The 2606-nt window shown below is 72.4% G+C and carries 2 protein-coding genes and 1 pseudogene; 2 read left to right on the forward strand and 1 reads right to left on the reverse strand.

Annotated elements, in window-relative coordinates:
• Positions 1 to 1182: pseudogene (locus tag HW445_RS26085) on the forward strand (hypothetical protein); the annotation flags it as partial.
• A gap of 150 nt (positions 1183 to 1332) precedes the next feature.
• Here the strand turns inward: HW445_RS26085 and HW445_RS26090 are convergent.
• Positions 1333 to 1725: a helix-turn-helix domain-containing protein gene (locus HW445_RS26090; protein WP_180223341.1), complete on the reverse strand. Its 393-nt coding sequence runs from the start codon at positions 1723 to 1725 to the stop codon at positions 1333 to 1335.
• Between the two features lie 91 nt (positions 1726 to 1816).
• Between HW445_RS26090 and HW445_RS26095 the strand changes: the two genes are divergently transcribed.
• The coding region (locus tag HW445_RS26095) for an MFS transporter (RefSeq protein WP_257231296.1) at positions 1817 to 2606 on the forward strand (790 nt) is incomplete at its 3' end.

Below are 2606 nucleotides of genomic sequence, written 5' to 3' on the forward strand. Positions count from 1 at the left end.
CGGGTCGAGAGGCTCATGGCCGACGGCGACGCGGCCGGGGCCGCTCGTCTGCTGGCCCGCGCACCGGGCCGGCTGTTCCGGGCGCTGGACCGGCTGGTGCGGGCCGCCGGTGAGGAGGAGCGTACGGCGGTGCTCGATGCCGCCGAACGGGTGGCGCCCCAGGTCTCGGGTCGGGTCCTGCTCTCCGTGCGCGAGCATCTGGAGAACCGGGGAGGCGGGATCGGCGAGCAGCGGCTGTTCCTCAACCGGTCGGGGCGTGCCTGGGCGACGCCCGACACCCGGCCCGGGATGCCCCAGGGGGTCCGCGAGGCACTCACCGCCCTGGCCGACGCGGAGCTGCGGCGCCGCCTCCCGACGACGGGGACGGTGGTCGTGGACCCGGCCGTGCTCGACGTCGCGTTGCCGCTGAGCGGGAAGAACGTCTCGTCCGGCCTCGGCGTGCTGCCACGCGGCTCGGCCTCGGCGGTCGACGGGGAGCTGCTGCGGTTCTCCACGTACTGGAGGCAGACGGAGAGGCGGACCGACCACGATCTGGCCGCGCTCCTCCTCGACGAGGACTACCGGACGCTGGCCTGGCTCGACTGGACCGCGCTGACCGCCGTCGGCGGCGCCCACTCGGGCGACATCACCGACGCGCCCGAGGGCGCCTCGGAGTTCATCGACCTCCGTCTCGCCTCGGTCGAGGCCGGGTACATCGTGCCGATGGTCCACGTCTACAGCGGTGAGAACTTCGAGCAGGTGGCGGAGTCCTTCTTCGGCTTCATGCTGCGCGACGCCGAGCAGGCGGGGGCGCCCTTCGAGGCCCGCACCGTCCGGATGAAGTCGGAGCTGCGGGGGCCCGGCCGGGTGGCGCTGCCGCTGGTCTTCGTCCGTGACGAGCGGGGCGACTGGCACGCCAGGTGGATGCACGTGCACCTCAAGGGGCACCCGGACGCCAACCGGGCCGCGCTGCACCGGGTCTCGACGGGCATGCTGGTGCGCGGCGTGGTCGAGCGCAGGCCGCTCACCGTGCGGCACCTGACCGGGCTGCTCTCCGACAACGGCGTGACGGTGACCCGTTGGGACGGGGAGACGGCCCCGGACGGTCCGGTCACCTTCGTCGGCCTGGCACGGCCCGAGGGGCTGCACCCCGAGACGCGCGTGATCACCCCGGAAAACCTCCGCGACCTGATACCGGCGTAGCTGTTAGGGTGACGGGCACGGCGAGGCCATGACAGGGCTTCCTTCTCAGACTCCAACTGACCTCTAGTCCTGTCGCTTTCCTCGCCGTTTTTCCTGCCCTCAGGCGCGCATGGCCTCAGGGGCGCATGGCCTCGGGCACGCGCGGCCCCCTCACGCCGGCGCGGCGTGCTCCAGGTCGTAGACGACCCGGGACCGGGCGATCGTGGTGCGGTGGCGTTCCGCCCAGTCGGTGAGCCGGAGCAGGGTCTCGTACAACTCCCGGGCCACCGGGGTGATCTCGTACTCCACGCGGGGCGGGACGGTCGGGTAGACGGTGCGGGTGACCAGCCCGTCGCGCTCCAGGTTGCGCAGCGTCAGGGTGAGCATCCGGCGGCTGATGCCGTGGACCGCGCGCTCCAACTCCGTGAAACGGATGGGCCCTTTGGCGGCAGCGACCAGGATGCCGACGCTCCACTTGCCGGAGACCCGGTCCAGGACCTCCTGCACCGGGCAGGCCTCCGCGGTCACTGCCTGGAAGGTAACACCGGTGTTCCGCTGGGACATGAAAGTGCCTCCTTACGCCGGAGCTCCATGGTCACCCACGATGTACTCCGTTACAAGTCGTGCACCATGGACCGTGCAGGGAGTTCCCGTCATGTCGCTGTTCGAGACCTCGCACCACGAGGACACCGACCGGCTCGCGCCGGACGGCCGTACGCGTTCGCTGTCGCTGCTGATCCTCTGCGCGGGCGCGCTGATGACCATCCTGGACGGCAACATCGTCACGGTGGCCATGCCCGCGATCCAGCGCGATCTCGGGTTCTCCGCCCCGGGGCTCGCCTGGGTGGTGAACGCCTACCTGATTCCGTTCGGCGGGCTGCTGCTCCTCGCCGGACGGCTGGGCGATCTGCTGGGCCGCAAGCGGATGTTCACCGCGGGGCTCGCCGTCTTCACGGTGGCGTCGGTGCTGTGCGGGGTGGCCGGCGGTCAGGGAACGCTGGTCGTCGCCCGTGCCCTCCAGGGCGTGGGCGGGGCGATGACCATGGCCGTGGTGCTCGGCATGATCGTCGCTCTCCACCCCGAGCCGCGCGAACAGGCCCGCGCCATCGCGGTGTTCAGTGCCGTGGGCGCGACCGGGGCGGCGCTGGGCACCTTCCTCGGCGGTGCGCTGACGCAGACCGTCGGATGGCACTGGATCTTCCTGATCAACCTGCCGGTCGGGGCCGCGGCCTGGTTCGCGGCGGTGCGGGTGCTGCCCGCCGACCGGGGCGCCGGGCCCGGCCGTTCCGCCGACTGGGCGGGTGCGGTGCTGGTCACCGGGGCGCTGATGACCACCGTCTGGACGATCATCGGCTCCGGCGGGCGGGCGGTCGGCACGACGCTGGCCCTGGCCACCGCCGGGATGGTCCTGCTCAGCCGGGCCCCCGCCGACGGGTCGTACGCCG

It is taken from the genome of Streptomyces sp. UH6, from assembly GCF_013421635.1.
Lineage (GTDB): Bacteria > Actinomycetota > Actinomycetes > Streptomycetales > Streptomycetaceae > Streptomyces > Streptomyces abyssomicinicus.